Annotated in this window: 14 protein-coding genes; 8 read left to right on the forward strand and 6 right to left on the reverse strand. The window is 71.5% G+C overall.

Annotation, left to right across the window (positions count from 1 at the left end; genetic code table 11):
- Nucleotides 1-34 precede the first annotated feature (34 nt).
- Nucleotides 35-745: a class I SAM-dependent methyltransferase gene (locus IE307_RS16270; protein ID WP_229904756.1), complete on the forward strand. Its 711-nt coding sequence runs from the start codon at nt 35-37 to the stop codon at nt 743-745.
- A gap of 5 nt (nt 746-750) precedes the next feature.
- Here the strand turns inward: IE307_RS16270 and IE307_RS16275 are convergent, their stop codons facing one another.
- Together IE307_RS16275 and IE307_RS16280 are read right to left on the reverse strand one after the other, a co-directional pair.
- A complete protein-coding gene (locus IE307_RS16275; protein ID WP_191298780.1) occupies nt 751-2298 on the reverse strand; it encodes a substrate-binding and VWA domain-containing protein in 1548 nt (515 codons plus the stop codon).
- Nucleotides 2299-2366: 68 nt separating this feature from the next.
- A complete protein-coding gene (locus IE307_RS16280; RefSeq protein ID WP_191298781.1) occupies nt 2367-3317 on the reverse strand; it encodes an NAD(P)-dependent oxidoreductase in 951 nt (316 codons plus the stop codon).
- Between the two features lie 151 nt (nt 3318-3468).
- Here IE307_RS16280 and IE307_RS16285 point away from each other — a divergent pair, with 151 nt between their 5' ends.
- Both IE307_RS16285 and IE307_RS16290 read left to right on the forward strand, forming a co-directional pair.
- A complete protein-coding gene (locus IE307_RS16285) occupies nt 3469-3906 on the forward strand; it encodes an SRPBCC family protein (RefSeq protein ID WP_191298782.1) in 438 nt (145 codons plus the stop codon).
- 51 nt (nt 3907-3957) lie between these two features.
- Nucleotides 3958-5616 carry a CocE/NonD family hydrolase gene (locus IE307_RS16290; RefSeq protein WP_229904757.1) on the forward strand — a complete coding sequence of 553 codons (1659 nt, stop codon included), beginning with the start codon at nt 3958-3960 and terminating at the stop codon, nt 5614-5616.
- Here the strand turns inward: IE307_RS16290 and IE307_RS16295 are convergent.
- The 3 genes from IE307_RS16295 to IE307_RS16305 form a co-directional block, all read right to left on the reverse strand.
- A complete protein-coding gene (locus IE307_RS16295) occupies nt 5597-7873 on the reverse strand; it encodes an oxygenase MpaB family protein (protein WP_191298783.1) in 2277 nt (758 codons plus the stop codon). The two genes, IE307_RS16290 and IE307_RS16295, sit on opposite strands and share 20 nt — an antisense overlap.
- Before the next feature lie 31 nt (nt 7874-7904).
- Nucleotides 7905-9662: an oxygenase MpaB family protein gene (locus IE307_RS16300; protein ID WP_191298784.1), complete on the reverse strand. Its 1758-nt coding sequence runs from the start codon at nt 9660-9662 to the stop codon at nt 7905-7907.
- 216 nt (nt 9663-9878) lie between these two features.
- On the reverse strand, nt 9879-10385 hold the full coding sequence (locus tag IE307_RS16305) for a MarR family winged helix-turn-helix transcriptional regulator (RefSeq protein WP_191298785.1): 507 nt from the start codon (nt 10383-10385) through the stop codon (nt 9879-9881).
- 103 nt (nt 10386-10488) lie between these two features.
- Between IE307_RS16305 and IE307_RS16310 the strand changes: the two genes are divergently transcribed.
- The 5 genes from IE307_RS16310 (at nt 10489) to IE307_RS16330 (ending at nt 16795) form a co-directional block, all read left to right on the forward strand.
- Nucleotides 10489-10896: a RidA family protein gene (locus IE307_RS16310; RefSeq protein ID WP_191298786.1), complete on the forward strand. Its 408-nt coding sequence runs from the start codon at nt 10489-10491 to the stop codon at nt 10894-10896.
- A 128-nt stretch (nt 10897-11024) separates the two neighbouring features.
- Entirely contained in the window at nt 11025-12917 is a 1893-nt protein-coding gene (locus tag IE307_RS16315) for a cytochrome c oxidase assembly protein (protein WP_191298787.1), read from the forward strand.
- Between the two features lie 6 nt (nt 12918-12923).
- Nucleotides 12924-15140, forward strand: a complete 2217-nt coding sequence (locus IE307_RS16320) for a heavy metal translocating P-type ATPase (protein ID WP_191298788.1) — start codon at nt 12924-12926, stop codon at nt 15138-15140.
- Between the two features lie 93 nt (nt 15141-15233).
- On the forward strand, nt 15234-16271 hold the full coding sequence (locus IE307_RS16325; protein ID WP_229904758.1) for a DUF1996 domain-containing protein: 1038 nt from the start codon (nt 15234-15236) through the stop codon (nt 16269-16271).
- Nucleotides 16271-16795 (forward strand): DUF305 domain-containing protein, encoded by a 525-nt coding sequence (locus IE307_RS16330; RefSeq protein ID WP_191298789.1) that lies wholly within the window; start codon nt 16271-16273, stop codon nt 16793-16795. Before IE307_RS16325 ends, IE307_RS16330 begins: the two co-directional genes overlap by 1 nt.
- A 101-nt stretch (nt 16796-16896) precedes the next feature.
- On the opposite strand, the gene IE307_RS16335 is transcribed toward IE307_RS16330, so the two are convergent.
- Nucleotides 16897-19818, reverse strand: coding sequence for a carbohydrate-binding protein (locus IE307_RS16335; protein ID WP_191298790.1), 2922 nt, complete (start codon nt 19816-19818; stop codon nt 16897-16899).
- Nucleotides 19819-19829: the final 11 nt, after the last annotated feature.

Genomic DNA, 19829 nt, shown 5'->3' on the forward strand with positions numbered 1-19829 from the left:
ACGACCGTTCTGGGGTGTGTCCAGGCAGGTGGCGATGACTTCTTCGACCGCGTTCGAGCAAGCGTGGGAGCTGGGCGACCAGGTTCCCGGCTGGTTGACAGTTGACCAGGCGACCATGTTGTGGAGAGCGGCCTCGCGGCTGGGGCCCGGCGCGCGGATCGTCGAGATCGGCAGCCACCAGGGCCGGTCCACGACCGTGCTGGGCATCGCGGCCAGATCCGTCGGCGCGACGGTGGTGGCCGTCGACCCGTTCGTCGAGGGCAAGCTGTTCGGCGGCACGCCCACCCGCGTGCGGTTCGAGAAGAACGTGGCCCGCGCGGGGCTGACGGACGTGGTGCGGCTCGAAGCCGAGTACAGCACCGAGCTGCGCAAGAAGTGGGACGAGCGCATCGACCTGCTCTACATCGACGGCAAGCACGACTACTGGACCTACACAGACGACATGCTGTGGTCGGAGAACCTCGTGCCGGGCGGCGAGATCCTGGTGCACGACGCGTTCTCGTCCATCGGGGTCACCAGCGGCATCCTGGCGAAGGTGTTGTGCGGCAAGCGCTACGTCTACGTGGACCGGGCGGGCTCCCTCGCGCGCTTCCGCCTGGCGCAGCCGGACTGGGCCGATCGCAGGCGCGTGCTCGCCGAGATGCCGTGGTTCCTGCGCAACGTCGGGATCAAGGTGCTGCTGCGCCTGCGGCTGCGGCCGGTCGCGCGGCTGTTCGGCCACGACGGCGCGTACGACCCGTACTGAGCTGTCTACTGAGGACGGCAGGCGGGCGGCTGGCAGAGCATCGTGCTCAGCGCCTGCGCGAAGATGTCGCTGATGCCGGCGGGGTCGACGGTCGTGAACGACCGGCCCCCGGTGGCGTCGGCGATCCTCTTCAGTTCGTCGACGTCGACGTCCGGCCCCATGCCGATCGCGATGACGGGCAACGGCCTGCGCTTGTCCTGCAGCTTCGCGAGCTCGTCGAGCAGCTGGCGCTGGCCGATCGAGTCGGGGTCCTCGTTGCGGCCGTCGGTCATGATCGCGACGATGTTGATGCGGCCGAGCTCCCAGTTCTTCCTGGCCTCCTTGTAGGCGGCCAGGGTGGTGTCGTAGAGGCCGGTGGCGCCGTTCGCCGTCGCCCTGGTCGCGCGGACCGCGGCGACGGCCTGCCCGCTCGCGAGGTGGTCCTTGACGGACGCGAACGGGATGATCTCCTTGTAGTCCTTGTCCCCGTCGAGCCGGGTGGAGAACTTCCACAGGCCGATCTGCGTGCCGGGCTTGAACATGCCAAGACCGCGCTCGGCCGCCGCGACGGCCAGGGTCATCCGCGTCGTTCCCGTCCTGGGCACGACCTGGTTCATCGAGCCGGACACGTCCAGGACGCCCAGCACGCGCGCGGTCAGCGTGAGCCCGCTCCACAGCCGCAGCGTCTCGTCCACGAAACCCTGGTCGAGGCCGGCGGCCTCGTCGTCGGGCGCGCGCAGGCCGAACCCGTCGAGGTTCGCCCCGGACCGCAGGCGCGCCAGGAACTTCTCCGCGCCCGTCCGCTGTGCCTCGCCCGCGTCGGGCAGCACGACGTACGGGAAGTCCAGCGGTGGCACCGGGTTCTCCGGGGCGACCGCCGTCAGCCGGGTCGCGCCGGGCGTGGAGTTGTGCCGCTCCAGGGCTTGTTCGGAGGTCGGGAACACGTCCAGCGGACGGGTGAACAGGTCGTCGGCCCGCTCGGCGTAGTCACCGGACACGGGCCTGATGGCGGCGACCGTCGCCGCCGCGGGGTCCTTCTCCGCCGACGCGAACCCGCGCATCGCGAGCAACGCCGACAGGCTCGCCGGGTCCTTGGCCGGATCGGCGATGCCGCCGGTGGCCGTGGCACCGGGCCCGATCAGCTCCCTCCAGTTCTTGCCCTTCGCGGGGTCCTTGACGGCGAGCACGACCGGCGACAGCGCCACCGAGATGCCCGCCTCCGGCACGCGCCACGCACCCGAGTCCCGCGCTTGCCGCAACCACATCGTCGACTCGGGCACCCACACCGACGGCGACTCCGCGCCGTCGACGAGCCTGGTCATCGTCTCGCGCGCCGGTTCGGCCCTGACCTCGACGCGGTAGCAGTCCTCACCCGCGTCCAGCGCGTCCGCGACCTCGCTCAGGGCCGGTGCGACCGCGGGCGCGGCGGTGATCAGGACCGTCGCCGGATCCGTGCAGCGGGTCGCGTTGAGCCGGTCGATGACGGCGTCACCACCGATCCAGGCGACGACGGACAACACGAGCAGCACCGAAAGTCCGACGACGGGCGCCGTCACCCGCCGTGGTCGCACCATGGCGGACACCTTAGACAACCGGTCCTGGCGCCACCAGAACTCAGCGGTTCCGATTTCTGGCCGCTCCGTCAGGCGCGGTCCGGCCGCAACAGCGCACCGGCGCGTTCCTCGAGCAGCGCGATCGCCATCAGCTCACCGTCCACCGGCCCGAACCGTTCGGCGGCCTGCCGGTGGACGCGGGTGACCACCTCGGACAACTCGGACGGCACACCGCGGTCGCGGAACAGCTCGGTGACCGCCTCCAGCTCCTCGACGCACCGGTCCAGCCCGAACAGCGGCAGGTAGTCGCCGCTGAACACGCGGGCCAGGTCGTGCCGCAGGAACTCGCTGCCCGCCGCGCTGCCCGCCAGCAACACGCGCAGCGCCTCGGCGTCGAGACCGGCGGACTGCCCGAGCAGCACCGCCTCGGCCGTGGCGACCGCCTGCCCGAACCACAGCAGGTTCACGAGCAGTTTGGCCGTGTAGCCGTGGCCGGAACCGCCCACCAGGACGACGTGGTCCGGGTCGGCGATCACCTCCAGCAGCGGGAGCAGGCGCCGGAACGTGCTGGGGTTGCCACCGGCGAACAGGCGCAGGGTGCCCGCGTCCGCCGCCTCGGGCCCACCGCCCATCGGTGCCTCCAGGACGGCGATCCCGCGGGAGCGCGCGTCCTGCTGGATCTCACGCATGGCCAGCGGCGAGCTGCTGGTCAGGTCGAGCCAGGCAGCACCGGCGGGCAGCGCTCGCACCAGTGACTCCGGGCCGCTCATCAGCGCCCGGATCTCCGGGATGCCCGGGAGGACGGTGACCAGCACGTCCGCCCCCGCCGCGGCCGCGCTCCCGGACGGTTCCCAGCGGGCGCCTCCGGCGACGACCGCATCGGCCAGGTCGTGCCGGACGTCGGTCACCACGACGTCGAAGCCGGCGACGGCCAGGTTGCGGCTGATCGGCAGGCCCATCCGGCCCGCTCCGGCCACGGCGATCCGCGCACCGGGCCGGAGCGGCGATTCGGTCAGACCGTCTTCGTCGTGCGATCCCACGGGGCCTCCTGCTTCGACGACAAGGCGCTGCCCTCCGAGTGTGCGTCAGCCCCTGCTCCGGGGCGTGCCGTTCGGTGCTCCACCCCGGTTCCGCTCCCGTGAACGCGGCCGCCGTCGTGCAGCCCTGGTGGTGCGGTGATTGGGTTGCTCCATGCCCCAGAGAGCCATCTCGGTCACCAGGACGATCCCGGCGCCCGCCGAGCGGATCTTCGACCTCCTCGCCCGGCCGGCCGAGCACCCGGTGATCGACGGATCAGGGTCCGTGCGCGCTCCCAGGCCGGGCGGACCGGACAGGCTCGCCCTCGGCAGCACGTTCGGCATGGACATGAAGATGGGACTGGCCTACCGGATCGAGAACACCGTCGTCGAGTTCGACGAGAACCGCCTGATCGCCTGGCGCCACTTCAACGGCCACCGCTGGCGCTGGCGGCTGACCCCGCTCGACGGCGGCGCCACGGAGGTGACCGAGACGTTCGACTGGTCCACCGCGCGCATCCCCTTCCTGCTCGACCTCTCCTCCTTCCCCCGGCGCAACAAGGCCGCCATGGAGAAGTCGCTCGAACTCATGGCCGCGCACTTCGCGACCTGAGACGCCGCGCCCTGCTCGCCGTCCGGCCCCGGTCCTGATAGGAAAGATCAGGTGGGCACACCTCGCTTCGACCTCGCCGGCAGGGCCATCGGGCTGCTCGTCCAACGGCTGCTGAAACTTCCCCCCGCCACCACGCGCGACGTGACCGTGGAGCGAGATCTGCGGATCCCCACCCACGACGGGCAGACGCTCCTGGCGAACCACTGGGCACCGGCCGGCGAAGCAGCGTCCGGCGTGCCCACGGTCGTGGTGCGCACGCCGTACGGGCGCACCGGGCCGCTGGACTGGTTGTACGGCCGGGCGCTCGCCGAACGCGGCCTGCACGTGCTGACGGTCAGCTGCCGGGGCACGTTCGGCTCCGACGGCGACTTCCGCGCGATGCGGCACGAACGCGAGGACGGTCTGTCCACGCTGCGATGGCTCGCCGCCCAGCCGTGGGCGAACGACGTGGTGCTGACCGGCAGCAGCTACCTCGGCTACACCCAGTGGGCCATCGCTGCGGACGCTCCCGTGCAGGTCAAGGCGATGGTGCCGCACGTGACGTCGGCCCGGCTCGCGCTGGCCTTCCTGCGGCCGGGCCGCTTCGAGATGGAGACGCTGCTCGGCTGGTCGGTGAGCACGGCGACGCAGGAACGCCGGGGAAACCTCTGGCGCGCGCTGCTCGGCATCGGCCGCAAGCGCGTCCAGGACGCCATGAGCACGTTGCCGCTGGTCGACGCCGACACCGCCGCCCTGGGCCACGCCTGGCCGTTCTACCAGGAGTGCCTGCACCACGACCAGAACGACCCGTACTGGAAGAACGAGGACCACTCCCCCACCGTCGGCGACGTGACCGTTCCCGTCAGCTCGATCGCGGGCTGGTACGACATCTTCCTCGCCGACCAGCTCCGCGACTTCCAGGTGCTCCGGGCGGCCGGACGCGACGCGCACCTGACGGTCGGACCGTGGTGGCACGCCCACACCGGCGGCATGGCCGCGGTGCTCGGCGACACGGTCGGCTGGGCCGCCGCCCACGCCCGCGGCACCGAGCCCCCGCGCAAGCCACCGGTCCGCCTCTTCGTGATGGGCGTGGACGAATGGCGTGACTTCGACGAGTGGCCGCCCACCGGCTCCACCCCGCAGCGCTGGCACCTCGCACCCGGCGGCGCGCTCCGCGCCGGGACGAACCCCTCCTCGCCGCCGACGTCGTTCCTCTACGACCCCGCCCACCCGACGCCGTCGCTGGGCGGGCCGAAGCTCGAAGCCCGCGGCGCCGGCCCCGTCGACAACCGCGAGCTCGAGGCACGCCACGACGTCCTTGTCTTCACCTCCGACGTGCTGGACGCCGACGTGGAGGTGATCGGCGAGGTCACAGCCGAGGTGTGGCTGCGCGCGGACCGCCCGTCCTGCGACCTTTTCGTCCGCCTCTGCGACGTGGACGAACGCGGCAAGTCCCTGAACATCTGCGACGACCTGGTGAAGGTGGCGCCGGACGGCATCACGAAGGTGACCGTCGACCTGTCCCCGACCGCGCACGTGTTCCGGCGCGGGCACCGGATCCGGGTGCAGGTGTCGGCGGGCGCTTTCCCGCGCTTCGCCAGGAACCTCGGCGACGGCGGACCGCCTCACAAGGCGACAGAACTGCGGACGACCGCGATCGACGTCTTCCACGACGCCGACCACCCGTCCGCGGTCCTGCTGCCCCGGTTCCTCAGCCGCCCGGCAGGGTGAGGTCCTCGTCCCGGTCCGCTTCGAGCAACGCCTTCCCCACGACCTCGGACGTCGTGCGCCGCCACACCCGGTCGTCGGTGATCGAGCCGGCGGGAAGACCGGCGACCGCGGTGATCGGCGCCAGGTACTCCAACCACCGCCCCAGGTCGAGCCCGTCGATCCTGAGGATGTCCGGAATGGACCGGTCGTGCACGCAGAAGCCGCGGACCACGTAGGGGAACGCGCCGGACAGCTCGCGGGGCAGCGCGGCCTCGACACGGCGTCCCAGTTCCTCGGCGAGTTCGACGCCCACCGCCGTCCTGCCCCGCCGCCGCCCGATCCGGTCGAGGAGGGTGACCGCCTGGTCATACGTACCCGGCAGGAGTCTCGGATCCACTCCGAGCAGGTGCCCCACCACGGACCAGATGTGGAAGAGGTCGTCCCCGTCGCGCTTCGGCAGGGCGACGTTCATCCCGCGCACCCCTTGTGTCACGTGCACGGACAACGTGCCCAGGGTCACCGCGAGGTCAACCTGGTTAGCAGCCGTACCGCCTGCCTGCCTCCGCGCTGCCGCCAGCCGCAACCGGATCTTCTGCACCGTCCTCAGACCCCGGCCCCCAGGCTCGGTCAGACCTCCGTCCGCCAGCACGTCCCGCAACAGTCGCGTGGACTCCAACCCGTGGCGCGTGTGCTGCAGTGCCATGGTGTAGCGGACCGGCAACGCGTAACAGCACAGCGCCGCGGCGAGGTGCGGGCCGTACTCGTCCCACAGCTCCTGCCCGCGCGCCAGCACTGTGCGATCCGCCCACTCCGGCAGCACGGACTCGGCGAAGTACTGCCGCAGCAACGGGGGCAGGCCCTCCGGCACCTCGTCCCCGTTGCGCACCAACCCGGTCAGCAGCTCGTTCACCCGGCCGAGATCGTGGATCCCGGCGACGGCCGAGTCGGCTCGCGGGTCACCGACCTGCCGCAGCGAGTCGAGCACCTCGTCGTCGACCCTGGTGAGCGTCACCTTCCCGAAGCCGGCCCAGGTCCCGAGCGGACGGCGTGGCGGCGGCTCCCGTCCCTCCGCCCTGGCGGCGAAGTCGGCGAGCCAGGCCTTTCGCAGCTCGTCCGCGACCTCCTCGGAGATCGGGATCGCGTAGTTGCGGTTCCGGTCGGTCCAGACCTCGTACACGGTCATGCACGAGCGCCACCCGTTGATCCGGGTGAGGAAGTGCTGCTCGCGCGAGTGGCCGTCGCTCCCTCCCCACGTCCGCACGAGTTCGTGCGCGGTCGACACGTCGCCGAACTCCTGCTCCAGGATCGCGTAGTAGTGGTCGTACCGGCCGTCCTCTGACCCGCCGTACTCGTGGGCGTCGTGGATCGCGCCCAAGCGCGCTGCGGTCTCCTGGTCGACCTCGACCCGCCCCTCCTCGTTGTCGAACACGCACATCCGGCGATCGGTCCATAGGCCGTCCACATAGGACTCTTCCTCGATCCCGCCGCCCACGTCCCAAGCGCGCATGACGGCCGTGGCGTTGCCATTGGCGGTCAACCACGCGAAGTACCGCACACGGGAGCTGTCCGGGTGCGGCCGCCAGCGCTCGGCGAGCCTCGTCGCGGCCTCCTCGGTCAGCAGCACGAGCCGCCCGTGCAGGTACCGGTGCCGCACGTCCGCGACCACGCTCGTGGCCTCCCACTCGCCATCCCGGACGTATCGCCGCTCGCCCTCAGGCCCGACCCGCACGATCGCGGCCGGGTGATCGACGTCCGGGTAGAACGGGTTGACCACGGCGTAGTGCTGGACCTCCGCACCGCCGAACGCGCGGCGGACCAAGACCTCTTGCAGCCGGCGGAGTTCCTCCTCGCTGACGCGCACCCGCCTGCCCGGCACGGGGACCTTGGCCCACATGAGGTCGGACGTGAACCACGACTCCGACTTGCTCGGGTAGTGCAGGCGCACCAAGCTCGCCGGGTCGTCGAGCGGGTGGTCCGCGGTCTCGACGGCGTAGTAGAACCACTGCGTGCCGAACCCGTCCGCCGCGTCACGGCCGAGCGCGTGCGGATACGGGTCCATGTCCTCCCGCAGCTCCATGGGAGCCAACGAGTGCAGCAGGCCCAGCGCCTGCCCTGACTCGAGCGGCACGTTCATGAACCAGTCGCGCCAGCGCGGGTCCGCGTTCTCCCAGCCGCGCTCCGGCGCGTAGATCTCCTCGACCGAGTCGTGGACCCTCAGCACCGCGAACGGTCTCGGGTCGTGGTGGACCAGTCCGATGTAGCGATAGCGGATTCCCATGTGTTCCCCCAAGAACTCGTTCCGAACCGCCTCAGCGCGGTGTGGGCAGCGTCAGGTCCTCCCTGTCGGCCGCCAGCAAGGCTTTCCCCAGGAGGGCCGACCGCGTGCGTTCCCACACGCGTCCGTCGAGCTGTGCGTCCTCGGGCAGGCCGGCCGCCTTCAGGATCGCCTCGTGCGGGGTGGTGCGCTTGAGGCCGTCGACACCGAGCAGGACCGAAAGATCGTGGCCGCAGAAGTAGCGGACCTCCGAGGAGAAGAGGTGCCGGAGAGCGCCGGGCAACGCTGTCCGCACCCGCCGTTCAAGTGCCTTCACGAGGTCCCGGCCCTCGGCGGACTCCGCCCTCCCCCGGCGCAGGAGCGCGTCCACCAGCGTCGCCGCGTCGTCGTACCCTCGCGGTGTCAGCACCGGGTCGACGCCCAGCAGGTGGCCGGCCGCGGACCAGAGGTGGAACAGCTCGTCCCGTTCTCGCTCCGTCCAGCCGATGAACGTCTTGTTCAGTCCCAGCGGAAGGGCCACGGACAGCGTGCCCGCGGTCGCGGCGAGGTCCACCTGGTTCGCCGGCAGCCCGTCCTGCAGGTAGCGCGTGGCGGCGTGCAGCAGCCGGACCTTCTGCAGCGTCCTCACGCCACGCCCGTGTGGTGCCAGCAAGCCGCCGTCTCCCATGACGTCCTGGAGCAGCCGCGTCGACTCCATGCCCCGACGCGTGCGCCTCGACGTAGAGGCCGAGCCGTAGCGCAGCGGCAGGACGTAGCAGCACAGCACTGTCGCGAAGTGCGGTGCGAACAGCGCCCACGACCGTTGGGCGCCCTCGATCGCCTCGTGGTCCGCCCACTGCGGCAAGGCGGCCGACTCGCCGAAGTACCGGCGCAGCAACTGCGGCAGGCCGTCCGGCACGTCGTCGCCGTTGTGCGCGAACCCGGCGAGCACCTCGTTGACCCGCCTGACCTCGCCCAGGGAGTACAACTCGGCGACCGCGGCGTCGGCGAGCGGGTCGCCCGCCCGCTCCAGCGCGTCCAGCGTGCTGTCGTCGACCAGCGGGAACGTCACCTTCCCCAACCTGGTCCACGTCCCGAGCGGGCGCGGTGTCTCCGGCTCACGCCCTTCGGACCACGCCCGATGGCGCGCCACCAGGACGTGCCGCAGTTCCTCCGCCACCGCCTCCGAGATCGGGACCTCCTCGGAGTCGTCCCGCGCGGTGCCGATCCGGTAGAGGATCATGGACCGGGCCCACTCGCCGGTCTTCGGCTCGAACTTCTCCTCGGTCGCGGTGAGGCTGGTGCCGCCCCAGGACCGGACGAGCGCGTGAGCGGTCGACACGTCGTTCCGGTCGTCCCGGACGATCGCGTAGCAGGTGAGCTCCTGACGCGATGACTTCACCGGCACCATCCTGCGGTGCAGGAGGTGGATCAACCGTTCGGCGGTCTCCCCGTCGACCTCGATCCGGCCGGCCTCCTGCTCGAAGGCGCAGACGGCGTGGCCGCCGTCCCACCGTCCGTCGCGATAGGACTCCTCCAGCACGCCGCCGTCCTGCTCCCACGCCCGGATCAACGACCTCGGCCGGCCGTCCTCCGACATCCACGCGTAGTGGCGGGTCAGCTCGCCGGCGGGATGCGGCCGCCACGCCTCCACGAGCCGAGCAGCGTCCTGCTCGGTCAACGGCACGAGCGTGCCGTGGCAGTTCTGGTCCGTGATGTCGGAGGCGATCTTCGTGGGAACCCATTCGCCTTGCCCGGCAAGGCGTTCCTGCCCGTACCACCGCACCCGCACGATCGCGGAGGGGCGGCTCACATCAGGATGGAACGGAGTGACGATCGCGTAATGGCGCCTCATGTAGTCCCCCAAGAACTATGTGGCCCGTTACGTCACGTTACCGGCTGTTAACACCCAAGACCAAGGCCATAGTGGCGGCCGACACACGGCAGTTCGAGAAGAACGTCCATAATGGACTGTTACCCGAAGCGCGACAGCACTTCGCTGCGCTGAACCGTTGAACGCGGACCTGGGTCAGCGCGCGTCCTGGCGGTAGTCCGACGGAAGGGTGCGGAGCTTGGCGGCGATGCGCGCCAGCGCCTGCCGGTCGGTCTTGCCGAGGGGGTCGAGCACGAGCTCGCGCACCGCGCGCAGGTGCACCGGCGCCGCGGCGACGAGGAGTTCGTACCCGCTGCCGGTGAGGGCGGCGAGGGTGTAGCGGCCGTCTGCCGGGTCGGGTGAGCGCGTCACCCAGTCCCGCTGCTCGAGCCGCTTGACGACGTTGGACAACCGGGACAGCGAGCCGTTGGTCAGGTACGCGAGCTCGCTCATGCGGATGGCGCGGCCCGGCGCCTCGGAGATCTGGCTCAGCGTCATGTACTCGAACAGCGACAGGCCGTACTCCTGGTGCAGCGGTGCCTCCAGGCGGCCCGGCATCAGCAGCGCCAGGGAGATGAGGCCGGTCCACGCTTCCTTCTCGGCGGCGTCGAGCCAGCGCGGCTCGGCCTGCGCGTCGAGGTCGGGTTCGGTGTCTGAGGCCACCCGCACACCCTACCGGGCTCATTTGACTTCACGCTTGAAGTCATTGCACACTGGAGTCACTTCAAGCATGAAGTCATTCGAGCAGAGTCGTACGGAGTGAGCGATGACGGTTTCCCTGATCAACCCCGATGGTCACGTCCAGGTTCCCCTCTACCACCACGTGGCCGTGGGCACCGGCAGCAGGCAGGTCCACGTGTCCGGCCAGGTCTCCTGGGACGGCAACGGCGAACTGGTCGCGCCCGGCGACCTGACCGGACAGGTCGTGCAGGTGTACCGGAACGTGGTCAAGTCGCTGGCGGCCGCCGGGGCCACGTTCGACGACGTCGTCCGCGTCACCTGGTACGCGGCCGGCTGGAAGCGGGAGATGTACGACGCGTTCGTCGCCGGCGTGGAGCAGGCCGCGCAGGAACTGGGAATCAAGGCCACCCCGCCCGCGTCGCTGATCGGCGTCGAGATCCTGTTCGAGCCGGGCATCCTGGTCGAGGCGGAGGTCACCGCGGTCATCGACTGATCACCTGCGCCGGACGGTTCCCGGCGCCGATCTCGAGTGGACCGCGGTGACCGGTCTTCTTGGTCACACAACCGCCACCGGTCGGATTTCCCGGGAACCAGAACGGCTTTCCGCACGACCGCCTTCACATGAGGGTGGACAGGACCGTCGTGATCGCGGCGGTCGGCTCGGTGTTGTGCGTCGTGATCGTCGTGATGGGGGCGGCAGGTGACGTGTACACCGCCCTGGGAGACAGCGATCCCGGCAGACTCACGTCGCTGGCGTTCGGTCTCGTGCGCACGCTCGCGAACGCTGCCGCGACGGTCACCGCGGGAGCGCTCGCCTTCGGCGTGTTCGTCGTGCCCGCGCCTCCGAGGCGTACACAGCTGACGGCGCACGCGTACGCGGCGGTGCGTACGGCCTCGACTGCGGCGATGGTGTGGTGTGCCGCTGCCACGGCGGCGATCGTGCTGTCCGCGGCGGACGCGTCCGGGCAGACGTTCTCGGTCGCGCTGGAGCACCTCGGCGGACTTGTGTCCGCCACGGAGGAACCCAAGGCGTGGATCTGCTCGGCCGTGGCCGCCGCGGTCGTCGCGGTGGTGGCGCGGGCGACCCTGACGTGGACGACCTCGGTGCTGGTGCTGCTCCCCGCCCTGGCCGGGGTGCTGGCACCGGTCATCGCCGGTCACGTGGCCAACGGCGCGTGGCACGACGTCGCCACCAACGCGATGGCCTGGCACGTCCCGGCGGCCGCGGTGTGGATCGGCTCGCTCGTCGCGCTGCGCTCCTACCTGCGCCGGCCGGGGAGCAGCGTCGACGTCGTGCTCAGGCGCTACCACCGGCTCACGGCGGTGTGCCTGGTCGTGCTCGTCCTCAGTGGAGCGGTGGCGGGAGCGGTGCTGACCGGGCCCGCCGGGCTGCACGGCGGGTACGTCGTCCTGTTGCTGCTCAAGCTCTTCGTGTGCGTGCTCGTCCTGCTCCTGCGCGCTCGCTGGGGTGCGCGCAGGCCGCTCGCCGCGGAACTGGTGGCGGTGGGACTGGCTCTCGGCGCGTCGACGGGGCTGACCCACCTCGTGCCGCCCGCGTGGTCGCGGACCAGGCCGTCGGCCCAGGAAACCGTGCTCGGCTACGAGCTCCCCGACCCGCCGTCGGCGGCGGAACTGGTGCTGGGGTGGCGGTTCGACCTCGTGCTGGGGCTGGGCGCGGTCCTGCTGGCGGCGGCCTACGTGGTGGCCGTTCTGGCGCTGCGCCGGCGGGGCGACGCGTGGCCGGTCGGCAGGACCGCCGCGTGGCTGCTCGGGTGCGCCGTGGTGCTGGTCGTGACGTCGTCGGGCGTCGGCCGGTACGCGGCGGGAATGTTCAGCACGCACATGGTCGCGCACATGTCGCTCAACATGCTCGCGCCCGTCCTCCTGGTGCTCGGCGGACCGGCCACCTTGGCGTTGCGGGTGCTGCCGGCCGGGCCGAGGTGGTGGGTCACGGCGTTGCTGCACTGCCGCGCGACGCGACTGCTGGCGCATCCCGCGGTGGCCGCGACGACGTTCGTCGGGTCGTTCTACGTGCTGTACTTCTCCGGCCTCTTCGGTGCCGCGATGCGCCTGCACTGGGCGCACCAGCTGATGAACATCCACTTCCTGATCAGCGGGTACGTGTTCTTCTGGCTCGTCATCGGGGTCGACCGCGCACCGCGCGCGTTGCCTCACCTGGCGCGGCTCGGGCTGCTGTTCTCGGTGATGCCGTTCCACGCGTTCTTCGGCGTGATCCTGATGAACAAGCAGACCGTGATCGCCGAGTACTTCTACCGCACCCTCGATCTCACCTGGGTGCCCGACCTCCTCACCGACCAGCGCCTCGGCGGCGGCATCGCCTGGGCCACCGGGGAGATTCCCATGCTCGTCGTCGTGCTCGCGCTGCTGCGGCAGTGGGCGGTCGCCGACCGCCGCGAGGCCGTGCGGTTCGACCGCGCCACCGACACCGGCCACGACGACCGGCTCGCCGCCTACAACGCGATGCTCGCGGAGCTTTCCGGAAGGAAGAACTGACCCGCCATGACCACCACCACGGACGGCGCCGTCGAACTGTCGGTGTCCGGGATGACCTGCGCGGCCTGTGCCACGCGGATCGAACGCAAGCTGAACAAGGTCGAGGGCGTGCGCGCCACGGTCAACTACGCCACCGAACGCGCGGTGGTGCACCTGCCGCAGGGCATGCACACCGACGACGCCGTGCGGGTCGTCCGGGACGCGGGCTACGACGCCTCGGTGGCCGGGCACGACCGCGAGCGGACCGGGGACACCGTCGCCGGGCTGCGGCGCAGGCTCGTCGTGGCCGCCGTCCTCGCGATCCCGCTGGGCAACCTGTCCATCAGCCTCGCCCTCGTCCCCGCGCTGCGCTTCCCCGGCTGGGAGGCGTTGTGCGTGCTGCTGGCGCTGCCGGTGGTCACGTACTCGGCGTGGCCGTTCCACCGGGCGGCGCTGCGCAACCTGCGGCACGGGGCGTCCAGCATGGACACCCTGGTGTCGCTGGGAGTCCTCGCCTCGTTCGGGTGGGCGCTGTGGTCGCTCGTGGCGGGGTCGTCGGGTCCCGGCTACTGGCTCGGCTTCGGCGTGACGGCGGAGGGCGCGGACGCCGTCTACCTCGACGTCGCGGCGGGCGTCACGACGTTCCTGCTGGCCGGGCGCTACTTCGAGCTGCGGTCGCGGAGGTCCGCGGTGGGGCTGCTCACCGCGCTCGCGGGCATCGCGGCCAAGGACGCCAGGGTGCTGCGCGACGGTGCCGAGACGACGGTGCCCGCCGCGGCGGTGCTCGTCGGCGACCTGCTCGTGGTGCGGCCCGGGGAAGCGCTGCCCGCGGACGGTGTCGTCACCGAGGGGTACTCCGCGGTCGACACGGCGTCCATGACCGGCGAGCCCGTCCCGGTCGAGGTCGGGCCCGGTGACCACGTCACCGGCGGCACCGTCAACAGCGCCGGGCGGCTGCTCGTGCGCGCGACGGCGGTCGGGGCGAACACGCAGCTCGCGCAGATGCGGGCGCTCGCCGAGCAGGCCGCTCAGCGCAAGGCCGCGGTGCAACGCCTGGTGGACCGGGTGTGCGCGGTCTTCGTGCCCGTGGTGCTGGTCCTGTCCGCGCTGACGCTCGCCGGGTGGCTGCTCACCGGCCACTCCGCCCGTGAGGCGTTCACCGCTGCGGTCGCCGTGCTGATCATCGCGTGCCCGTGCGCCCTGGGTCTCGCCACGCCGACCGCGCTGATGGTGGGCGTGGCACGCGCCGCGCAGCTCGGCATCCTGGTCAAGGGGCCGGAGGTGCTGGAGGCGACGCGGGCCGTCGACACCGTCGTGCTGGACAAGACCGGCACCGTCACCACCGGCCGCATGGAGGTCACCGGCACGACGTCGTTCACCGGCGCGCGGGACGTCCTGAGGTGGGCGGGTGCGGTCGAAGCGGCCTCCGAACACCCGATCGGCGTCGCGATCGCCGCGGCCTGCGACGACCCGCCCCCGGTCACCGGGTTCGAGGCGTTGATCGGCGCGGGCGCGCGCGGCGAGGTCGGAGGTGCGCCGGTCGCCGTGGGATCGGCGGAGCTCATGGCACGGCTGGACCTGCCGGTGCCCGCGTCCGCCACCGCCTGGCTGTCCGGGCTGGGCGCGGCCACCGGAGTGCTCGTCGCCCGCGACGGCGAGGTGGTCGGAGGAATCGCCCTGCGCGACACCGTGCGTCCGTCCGCACGGGACGCCGTCGCCCGGCTGCACTCGCTCGGCCTGCGCACGGTGCTGCTCACCGGCGACCACGAGGTGGCCGCCCATGCAGTCGGCGCGGAGATCGGCGTCGGCGAGGTGATCGCGAACGTGCGTCCCGCGGACAAGGTCGCCGCCGTGGAACGGTTGCGCGCGCAGGGCAGGCACGTCGCGATGGTCGGCGACGGCATCAACGACGGACCGGCGCTCGCCGCCGCGGACCTGGGCATGGCCGTCGCGCACGGCAGTGACATCGCCGCCCAGGCCGCCGACGTCGTCCTGGTCCGCGACGACCTCGGCGCCATCGCGGACACGGTCGTGCTCGCCGGACGGACGCTCGCCACGATCCGGGGCAACCTCGTGTGGGCGTTCGGCTACAACGCCGCCGCGCTGCCGTTGGCGGCCTTCGGCCTGCTCAACCCGCTCATCGCGGGTGCAGCCATGTCGTTGTCGTCCGTGCTGGTCGTCGCGAACAGCCTGCGGTTGCGCACCGCGCTCGCGACCAGGGCGGACACCCCGGCCGAGGGGTAGCCGGAAAATCGGCGAGATTTTTCCGTTATCGGCGGGCGTGCAGGACATCTCCTGGTCAGAAGACCCCTGCACCCCTGCCGGAAGGATCGTTCAGTGCCCCTCGTCCTCTCTTCGCGTTTGCGGCGGCGCGTGTGGATCGCCGCTCTCGCCGTGGCGGGCGTCGCGGCGTCCGCGGTGACCGCGAACGCGATGTTCTTCCACGAGCCCCCCGCGCCCAAGCCGACCCAGGTCGCGGCGCCCACGACCGTCGCCACGCCCACCAGGGCCGCGGACACGACGACGCCTCCACCCGCGAGCACGTCCGCGACCACGGCCGAGACCACGAAGGCCGCCGCCGCTCCGACGAAGGCGCAGGAGCCGATCCCGCCGAACGCGGTGCGCGTCGCGGAGTTCGTCGCCGAGTGCCCGTTCACGCACAAGCTCCCGGACGACCCGATCGTCCTGCCGGGCCTCGCCGGCGCCTCGCACATGCACAGCTTCTTCGGCAACACCTCCACCAACGCCCACTCGGACGTGAACAGCCTGGCCAAGGCCGGCAGCACGTGCAGCCCGAAGGTCGACCTGTCGTCGTACTGGGTGCCGACGCTGCTGGTCGACGGCCAGGCCGTCGAGCCGACCGGCACGACGTTCTACTACCTCGGCGAGGGCGTGCGCGACGACGTGACCGCGCGCATCCAGCCGCTGCCGTACGGGCTGCGGATCGTCGCGGGCAACGCCAAGGCCACCGCGCCGGACAACACCACGATGTCGCGCTGGTCGTGCCTGCACGCCGGGCACGTCGGGGCGTCCAAGGACTTCGTGAACTGCCCGGCCGGCACGATGATCGAGTCCTACCTGGACTTCCCGCAGTGCTGGAACGGCAAGGACCTCGACTCCGCGGACCACAAGAGCCACATGTCCTACCCGGTCGCCGGCGACTGCCCGTCCACGCACCCGGTGCCCGTGCCGAAGCTGCGCCAGGTGCTGCGCTACCCCGCGAGCGGCGACCCGGCGAGGTTCAAGCTCTCGTCCGGGCCGGGCTTCACCATGCACGGCGACTTCTTCAACGTCTGGCCCGAGGCCGAGATGGCGCAGCGCGTGCGCGACTGCATCAACCGGATCGTGAAGTGCGGACCGGACGGCCGCCCGTAGTGCGAGCCCTCCTCCTCGCGGCGGTCCTGGTGGTGACGGCCTGCGGCTCACCCGTCGACACCGGGGTCGCCGCGCCGGACGGCCTCTCCCCCACCGACCTGGCGTTCGCGGACCTGGTGATCCCCCAGAACGAGTCGGCGCTCGCCGCGCTCGCCCTGACCGCGCACCGGCCGGGTTCCGCGCTGCGCCCGGTCGCCGCCCGGGTGGAGACCCGCTACCGCGACGAACTGGCGCAGGTGCGCGAGGTGCTCGCCAGGACAGGGCGGGCCGAGAGCGACCAGCACGAGGGCCACGACATGCCCGGCATGATCACGGCCGCCGAACTGGCCGCCGTGGGGCACGCGCACGGAGCCGACTTCGACCTGCAGTTGAAGGTGTTGCTGCGCAACCAGTTCGAGGAGGCCCGCACCGTGGCCCGCGCGGAACTGGCGTCGGGCACGAGCGAACCTCTGCGGGAACTGGGCGCGCGCATCGACAGCACACGCGCCGAGTTCCTGGAACTGCTGGGAGGAAGCCTGCAGTAGAACGTCGGGTGCGGCTCCTCCACCCCTGTCGCGGGAGCCCCCCGAGGCCGTCGCCGGCCCAGCGCCCCCACCCGCTGTCCGCGGGTGGGGGCGCTGTTGCGTCACCAGCCGGAGTTGCCGGTGCCGCGCTGGACGGTGAAGCGGTTCTGGTCGTTGGCCATGCCCTGGCTGCCGGTGCCCTTGACGCCCGTCACGGTCACCCGGTCGAAGCGCCCGGTGCCGGTCACCAGGTTGAAGTGCATGCCGTGCGAGCCGGCGTTCGACACCGCGACGCCCTTGTCGTCGGTGAACGCGTCGGTCGCCCCGCCCGTGCCGTTGATCTTCACGTTGTCGGCGGTCACGTTCGTGATCGCCTTGTTCCAGCTGAACAACATGCCGTGGTAGCTGGAGTCGGTGATGTCCAGGTCCCTCACCACCAGGGCTCCGGTGATGTCGGACTTCTCGGCGAACAACCAGACCGCGCCGGTGTGGGTGTCCCAGTCCCAGTTGCGGGTGCCGGTGCGGGTGAAGGTGGTGCGCTGCACGGCGGTGGTGCCGCCGAACGGCTTGGCGTCGTGCCAGCTCGACACCATGGCGCCGGCGCCGTTGAACACCGTGTCGCTGATCAGGGAATCCTCGATCCGGTTGTCCGTGCCGCCGTAGATCGCGGCGCCGTTGGCGAGGATCGGCAGCGAGATGGTGTTGAAGGCGAACACGCTGCGGCTGACGGCGCTCTTCGGGTTCCACGACCACATGGCCATGCCGTCGTCGCCGGTGTTGCGGAAGGTGCTCTGCTCGACGCGGACGTTGTTCGTGGGGCCGTTGTTGCCGTTGACGTTGAGCCCGTCGGCCATGGTGTTGCGCACCCGCAGGCCCGCGGCGTAGAAGCCGTCGGCCTGCTTGAGCCACAGCCCGGTCTTGGCGTGGTTGGTGGCGACGTTGAACACCGTCGAGCCGGAGCCGGACTCCACCTCGACGAACGAGTCGGAGTTCGGCGCGTCGTCGGGGTCGCGGGTGGTGACGTCGCCGTCGAAGGCGAGGTCGGCGATCGTGCTGCCCGCGCCGGTGATGGCGAACCCGCCCCGGCGGCCGGCTCCGTTGAGGACGGTGTGCCAGATGCCGGCGCCGCGCACGTCGACACCGCTGACGTTCACGATGCTGTTCAGGTTGTAGGAGCCCGCGGGCAGCCACACGCCCTTGGCCGCGGTGCCTTGGGCTGCGGCGACGGCCGCGCGGATGCCGGCGCTGTCGTCGGCCCCGTCACCGGGGTTGGCGCCGTGGGTGCGGACGTCGACGTACCCGGCCGGTGCGGTCGTCGCGGTGGTGACCTCGGCGTCGAGGAGGTCGACGGTGATGTACGCGCTCGCGGAGGTGTCCTTGGCCAGGCGGATCACGGTGCCCGCGGGGTAGGTCTGCGGGAGCAGGACGCGCGCGTCGTCGAAGTAGCGGTGCGGGCGCACGCCACCAGGGCCCTCGGCGAACGGGTAGGCGCCGTACATCCAGCTGTACTTGGAGGTGAGCTGCAGGTCGGCGACCTTGGTGCTGCCCGCGTAGACGGCCAGCGGCGCGGTGGTGCCGTCGGGAACGCTCGCCCGGACGGTGAGGGCGTTGGCGGGCTTGGTCAGGGTGATCTGCACGTGCTGGCCGGTGCCGGTGAGCTTGACGGCGCTGCGCCCGGAGGCCTCGGCGACGTCGGTCGTGTACTTGCGGCCCGCGGTGAGCCTGGTGCCGGTGGTGGTTGCGGCCTCGGCCTCGTAGGTGGTGAACGGGACGGTGGCGCCGCGTGCGTCCAGTGCGGCCGAACCGGTCACGGCCATGTTGTCGACCTGCGCGCCGGCCGCGTTCTGGTAGCCGACGATGTTGAGACCGGCCCGCAGCGCAGCGGTGTGCGTGACGGTGCGCCAGCCGCTGCCGCCGGTGAGGGACAGCTGCGCGCCCTTGACGCCGTTGACGTAACTCGTCACCGTGCCGTTCGCGGATGCCGTGTACCGCAGGGTGATCGTGGCGGTGCCCGCGGCGGTCTGGTTGATCGTGCGGATCACCCGCGCGCCCGCGCCGGGCAGCGACACCGCTCCCGTTCCGGTCGCACCCGCCGTGCTGGTCGTGACGGCACCTCCATCGAGGAAGCCGCTCTCGAGCTCGGTCGTGCCCTCGGGGGTGGGGGTGGTGGTGTCCGGGGCGAGGGCGACGCTGTCGAGGTTGACGTTGCCGTTGTCGTTGGCACCGAAGGAGATCGCGATGGTGTTGGACCCCACGACGGTGGTGACCGCGACGCTCGCGGTCGTCCACTCGCTCCACGACGCCGTTGCGGGTAACGACACCTGCTGCGCAGCGCCGTTGACCGTCACGGACATGGAGCGCGGCGAACCGGTCCCGTTGGCGTAGCGCAGGGTCAGGCTCGCTTTGGTGGCGGTGCTGGAGATGCCGAACGTCGCTGCCGCGCCCCTGTTGGCGTCGACGAACCCGCCGACGTAGCCGCTGCCGGTGTGCCCGGCGTGCTCGGACTCGGTGCGGGCGCCGCCGGAGAGCGTCCCGGACTCGGCCTCCACGACCCCGGCGGCGGGGGCCACCGGTTCCACCGACAGGCTGTCGAGGTTGACGTTGCCGTTGTCGTTGGTGCCGTACCGCACGGCGAGGGTGTTGGCGCCCGCGTTCAGGGTGACGTCCTGGCTCACCGTCCCCCACGACGCCCAGCCCGCCGTGGCCGGGAGCGAGAGTTGGCGCGTGCCGCCGTTGACGGCCAGGGTGACGGTGCGGGCGCCGCCGGTTCCGTTGGCGTAGCGCAGGACCAGCCTGTTCGCGCCTGCCGCGGACCCGCTCGTGGTGACGGTGAGCGCGGCGGCACCGCGGTTCGCGTCGGTGAACCCGCCGACGTAACCGGAGCCGGTGTACCCGGCGTGCTCGGTCTCGGTGCGGGCGCCGCCGGAGAGGGCGGCGGACTCGGCCTGGTGGACGGTGGGTGCGGCGGAGACGGTGGTTCCGCTCGCCATGAGGGCAGCAGCCAGTACCGCGACCATTGCGGTCGCGGGGAGTTTCTTCAACATCGTTGTTGTTC

The sequence above is a fragment of the Lentzea cavernae genome (assembly GCF_014653695.1).
Taxonomy (GTDB): domain Bacteria; phylum Actinomycetota; class Actinomycetes; order Mycobacteriales; family Pseudonocardiaceae; genus Lentzea; species Lentzea cavernae.

What these genes read in the sequence shown, in the direction of transcription:
- IE307_RS16320 (WP_191298788.1), top strand. Translation starts at nt 12,924, where the DNA reads ATGACCACCACCACGGACGGCGCCGTCGAACTGTCGGTGTCCGGGATG.
- IE307_RS16335 (WP_191298790.1), bottom strand. Translation starts at nt 19,818, where the DNA reads ATGTTGAAGAAACTCCCCGCGACCGCAATGGTCGCGGTACTGGCTGCT.
- IE307_RS16315 (WP_191298787.1), top strand. Translation starts at nt 11,025, where the DNA reads ATGAGGGTGGACAGGACCGTCGTGATCGCGGCGGTCGGCTCGGTGTTG.
- IE307_RS16275 (WP_191298780.1), bottom strand. Translation starts at nt 2,298, where the DNA reads ATGGTGCGACCACGGCGGGTGACGGCGCCCGTCGTCGGACTTTCGGTG.
- IE307_RS16310 (WP_191298786.1), top strand. Translation starts at nt 10,489, where the DNA reads ATGACGGTTTCCCTGATCAACCCCGATGGTCACGTCCAGGTTCCCCTC.
- IE307_RS16295 (WP_191298783.1), bottom strand. Translation starts at nt 7,873, where the DNA reads ATGGGAATCCGCTATCGCTACATCGGACTGGTCCACCACGACCCGAGA.
- IE307_RS16270 (WP_229904756.1), top strand. Translation starts at nt 35, where the DNA reads ATGACTTCTTCGACCGCGTTCGAGCAAGCGTGGGAGCTGGGCGACCAG.
- IE307_RS16285 (WP_191298782.1), top strand. Translation starts at nt 3,469, where the DNA reads ATGCCCCAGAGAGCCATCTCGGTCACCAGGACGATCCCGGCGCCCGCC.